This window comes from Mycobacterium sp. (assembly GCF_050701675.1).
Classification (GTDB): Bacteria; Actinomycetota; Actinomycetes; order Mycobacteriales; family Mycobacteriaceae; genus Mycobacterium.
This window is the reverse complement of the sequence record NZ_JBOGDD010000133.1, coordinates 1-4,802: the sequence shown is the minus strand read 5'-3', so window position 1 is coordinate 4,802 and position 4,802 is coordinate 1. Positions and strand designations below refer to the sequence as shown.

Below are 4,802 nucleotides of genomic sequence, written 5' to 3'. Positions count from 1 at the left end.
TGGTTGGGCAGTACCAGCCGCAAATCGGAGATTCGCCTCTTAATTGACACGGTCGTCACGGTTTTGGCAGATGTGTCCCACTTTTGGGACATCGGTGTAACCTCCTTTTCATGACGCGCGCAAACTTGCAGCTGGTCGACTACGACGCCGTTGGCCGGCCCCACGCCGAGGACCTCGAGAAGGTGGCGGCACCCTTGACGGCGTTGCTGACCCAGGAACTGGACGGCGCCGCCGACATGCTCGCGCTGACGAGCGACGAGATCCTGGTGGCCGCCCTTGGCCGTGCCATCGAGCGCACGATCGGACGCGGCACCGTAGCCATCGACGTTCCCGGCTACGGCACCAGCCTGCATCCGATGGTGCTGACGTGCGCACCCCCCGAGCAGGTCAACGCCGACGAGATGCTCTCGGGCGTCCACCGCACTCTCGAAGCGCTCAGCGATCGTCACGTCGTTCATGGCGTGCCCGACGACCCGCGGGCACAGGACGTGTCGGACGTACTGTTCGCCAACGGCGCCACCGCGGGGACTCGGCCCCACCTCGGCCACGTCCTCGAGCTCCGTGCCTACCGCGACGGCGACGTCATAGCACTGGAGTGGTGGTTCGACACCCGCAGCTTCGAGCCCTACACGGTGCAGGAGCTTGCCGAGCAGTTCCCGCTGGCGCTCATCGAACTGACATCGGAGGCCACACCGGCCAGCAGGTCCACCACCGAATTGGCAATGGCGCACTAGGCCTTAGTATTCTTTGAGCGGCTTCGATCCGGCCATCACCGGGGAGCCTTCGGAAGAACAGCGTTCGCGATCATCTCGCCTGCGCTCAGTAGAACCGAACGGGTGGGCCCGTCAACGCCCGATGAGAGCGGCGCACCCAGTGTGCGCAAGCGGGGTGGTACCGCGGTGTTCGCGCAACGGCGCGACGTCGTCCCCGTGCCTGAACGACCATGGGCACAGGAGACGAGACGCACGTGAGCGGTTACCCGAGACCGGCGAGTGGATCGCCGAGCTTCCCCGATCTCGAAGTCGAGGTCCTCGACTACTGGGACCGCGACGGGACCTTCCGCGCCAGCATCGACCGGCGCGACGGCGCAAAGGAATACGTCTTCTACGACGGCCCCCCGTTCGCCAACGGACTGCCGCACTACGGCCACCTGCTGACGGGTTACGTCAAGGACATCGTGCCGCGCTACCAGACCATGCGCGGCTACAAGGTGGAGCGCCGATTCGGCTGGGACACCCACGGGCTGCCCGCGGAGCTCGAGGTGCAGCGCCAACTCGGGATCACGGAGAAGAGCCAGATCGAAGAGCTCGGCATCGACAAGTTCAACGAGGCGTGCCGGGCATCGGTGCTCAAGTACACCGAGGAGTGGCGCGCCTACGTCACCCGGCAGGCGCGTTGGGTCGACTTCGACAACGATTACAAGACACTGGATCCCAGCTTCATGGAGTCGGTGCTGTGGGCGTTCAAGCAGCTCTGGGACAAGGGCCTGGCCTACGAGGGTTATCGGGTGCTGCCGTACTGCTGGAACGACGAGACCCCGCTGTCCAGCCACGAGCTGCGCATGGACGACGACGTGTACCAGAACCGTCAGGACCCTGCGCTCACCGTCGGGTTCCGGGTTTCCGATGGCGAGCTCGCAGGCGCCCATCTGCTGGTCTGGACGACGACCCCGTGGACGCTGCCGTCCAACCAGGCGGTCGCGGTCAATCCGGACGTGACCTACGTGGTGGTCGAGGGCTCCGACGGCCGCCGCTACGTGCTCGCCGAGGCCCGTCTGCCTTCCTATGCCCGTGAGCTCGGCGAGGAGCCGGCCGTGACCGCCACCTACCAGGGCAGGCAGCTGCTCGGCACCCGCTACCTGCCGCCCTTTCCGTACTTCATGGACTCGCCCAACGCCTTTCGGGTTCTGCCCGGCGACTTCGTCACCACCGAGGACGGCACCGGCATCGTGCACATGTCGCCGGCCTACGGTGAGGACGACAAGGCGACGGCCGACGCCGCGGACATCGTGGCAGTCACGCCGGTCGACTCGAAGGGCCGTTTCGACTCGACGGTGCCGGACTACGCGGGACAGCACGTGTTCGACGCGAATCCGCAGATCATCCGCGACCTGAAGAACGGAAGCGGTCCCGCCGCAACCAACGGTGCGGTGCTGCTGCGCCACGAGACCTACGACCACTCCTATCCACACTGCTGGCGATGCCGCAACCCGCTGATCTACCGCGCGGTGTCGTCCTGGTTCATCAAGGTGACGGAGTTCCGCGACCGGATGGTGGAGCTCAACCAGCAGATCACCTGGTATCCCGAACACGTCAAGGACGGCCAGTTCGGCAAGTGGCTCCAGGGTGCGCGCGACTGGTCGGTATCGCGAAATCGCTACTGGGGCAGCCCGATTCCGGTGTGGAAGTCCGACGATCCCGCGTACCCCCGGGTCGACGTGTACGGCAGCCTCGACGAACTCGAGCGTGACTTCGGCGTGCGACCCGACGACCTGCACAGACCGTTCATCGATGAGCTGACCCGGCCGAATCCCGACGATCCGACCGGTAGATCGACCATGCGACGCATCGAGGACGTCTTCGACGTGTGGTTCGACTCAGGCTCGATGCCGTACGCCCAGGTGCACTATCCGTTCGAGAACCAGAAGTGGTTCGATGGCGTCAGCGGAGATGGCCAGACCGTGGGCGTGGACGCGCACAATCCCGCCGACTTCATCGTCGAGTACATCGGGCAGACCCGCGGCTGGTTCTACCTGCTGCACGTCCTCGCCACCGCGCTGTTCGACCGGCCTGCGTTCAAGACGGTCGTCTCGCACGGCATCGTGTTGGGCAGCGACGGGCAGAAGATGAGCAAGTCGCTGCGCAACTATCCCGACGTGACCGAGGTATTCGACCGCGACGGTTCGGACGCCATGCGCTGGTTCCTGATGGCCTCGCCGATCCTGCGGGGCGGCAACCTGGTCGTGACGGAGCAGGGCATCCGCGAGGGCGTGCGCCAGGTCCTGCTGCCGTTCTGGAACGCGTATTCATTCCTGGCGCTGTACGCACCGGAGAAGGGGACGTGGCGCACCGATTCGACGAACGTGCTCGACCGCTACATCCTGGCGAAGCTCGCCGCGCTGCGCGACGAGCTGACCGCGTCGCTGGACGTCTGCGACATCTCCGTGGCCTGTGAGCAGTTGCGCCAGTTCACCGAGGCTCTGACGAATTGGTATGTGCGACGGTCACGTTCACGGTTCTGGGACGAGGACCCCGACGCCATCGACACCCTGCACACCGTGCTCGAGGTCACCAGTCGACTCGCAGCACCGCTGCTGCCCCTCATCGCCGAGGTGATCTGGCGCGGCGTGACGGGCGGGCGCTCGGTGCACCTGACCGACTGGCCAGAGGCCGGCGAGCTACCCGCTGATCCCGCCCTGGTGCTCGCGATGGACCAGGTGCGCGACGTCTGCTCGGTGGCGTCGTCGCTGCGCAAGGCCAAGAAGCTCCGTGTGCGGTTGCCGTTGCCGAAGCTGACCGTAGCCGTCGAGGATCCGGATGCGCTGCGGCCGTTCGCCGATCTGATCGCCGACGAACTCAACGTGAAGTCGGTCGAGTTGACCGACGACATCGACGCCTTCGGCCGGTTCGAACTGGCGGTCAACGCCAAGGTCGCCGGGCCGCGTCTCGGCAAGGACGTCCAATCGGCGATCAAGGCGGTCAAGGCGGGGAAGGGCGTCGTCAACTCCGACGGCACGCTCACCGCGGGGCCCGCGACGCTGTACGCCGGCGAGTACACCTCCAAACTGGCTGCGGCGGAGCCGGAGTGGACCGCTGCGCTACCCGATGGTGCGGGATTGGTGGTGCTCGACGGCACGCTCACGCCGGAGTTGGAGGCCGAGGGCTGGGCCAAGGACCGCATCCGCGAGCTTCAGGACCTGCGCAAGTCCACCGGACTGGACGTGTCCGACAGGATCGCCGTGACGATCTCGGTCCCGCCGGACAAACAGGACTGGGCGCGCGCCCACGCCGAGTTGATCGCGGGCGAGGTCCTCGCCACCAGCTTCGAGTTCGGTGAATCAGCCGATGCCCATCCCATCGGCGACGGCGTGAAGGTGGCGATCGCCAAGGCGTGATCCCGCCGCCGATTCTCGGTTGAAGGTATTGTCCCGCAGCCGAACTCAGCCGTGCCCGACTGTCGCGGATCGGCCGTCGATCGTCACGGTGTCACCCTGGTGTAGTTGACGTCCCCTGCGCAGTTCGACGTCGCCGTTCACGCTGACGTCGCCCGCGGCGATCACCGCCTTGGCGTCGGAGCCGGTGTCGATCAGGTCGGCGAGCTTGAGGAACTGCCCGAGCCGGATCGACTCGTCCCGGATGGCCACCTCGCGGACGGGTTCCTCCATGGGCGTCCAGGGTAGCCCCCTACGATCATCGCAATGGAGGGGCGATGGGTCCTGCACTTCGACATGGACGCGTTCTTCGCCTCCGTCGAACAGCTGACCCGGCCCACGCTGCGCGGACGGCCGGTGCTGGTCGGCGGTCTCGGCGGCCGGGGCGTCGTCGCGGGAGCCAGCTACGAGTCGCGCGTCTTCGGCGCCAGGTCCGCGATGCCGATGCATCAGGCGCGCCGGCTGGTCGGCACGTCCGCCGTGGTCCTGCCGCCCCGCGGTGTCGTCTACGGGGTCGCCAGTGCCCGCGTGCTCGACACGGTCAGGTCGGTCGTGCCGGTGCTGGAGCAACTGTCGTTCGACGAAGCGTTCGGCGAGCCGATCGAGCTGGCAGGCGCGGACGCCGATGCCGTCGAGCGGTTTTGTGAGGCCC

At 66.7% G+C, this 4,802-nt stretch carries 4 protein-coding genes; 3 read left to right on the top strand and 1 reads right to left on the bottom strand.

What is annotated here, in order from left to right:
* Nucleotides 1-110: 110 nt before the first annotated feature.
* Nucleotides 111-734 carry a hypothetical protein gene (locus tag ACRDUX_RS04005; protein WP_526411248.1) on the top strand — a complete coding sequence of 208 codons (624 nt, stop codon included), beginning with the start codon at nt 111-113 and terminating at the stop codon, nt 732-734.
* 233 nt (nt 735-967) lie between these two features.
* Nucleotides 968-4,114, top strand: coding sequence for an isoleucine--tRNA ligase (gene ileS, locus ACRDUX_RS04000; protein ID WP_526411246.1), 3,147 nt, complete (start codon nt 968-970; stop codon nt 4,112-4,114).
* 45 nt (nt 4,115-4,159) lie between these two features.
* Here ileS and ACRDUX_RS03995 read toward each other — a convergent pair whose 3' ends face one another.
* Nucleotides 4,160-4,384 carry an RNA-binding S4 domain-containing protein gene (locus ACRDUX_RS03995; RefSeq protein ID WP_526411244.1) on the bottom strand — a complete coding sequence of 75 codons (225 nt, stop codon included), beginning with the start codon at nt 4,382-4,384 and terminating at the stop codon, nt 4,160-4,162.
* A 33-nt stretch (nt 4,385-4,417) separates the two neighbouring features.
* Here ACRDUX_RS03995 and ACRDUX_RS03990 point away from each other — a divergent pair.
* On the top strand, nt 4,418-4,802 hold a 385-nt coding region (locus ACRDUX_RS03990; RefSeq protein ID WP_526411242.1), incomplete at its 3' end, for a Y-family DNA polymerase.

What these genes read in the sequence shown, in the direction of transcription:
- ACRDUX_RS04005 (WP_526411248.1), top strand. Translation starts at nt 111, where the DNA reads ATGACGCGCGCAAACTTGCAGCTGGTCGACTACGACGCCGTTGGCCGG.
- ACRDUX_RS03995 (WP_526411244.1), bottom strand. Translation starts at nt 4,384, where the DNA reads ATGGAGGAACCCGTCCGCGAGGTGGCCATCCGGGACGAGTCGATCCGG.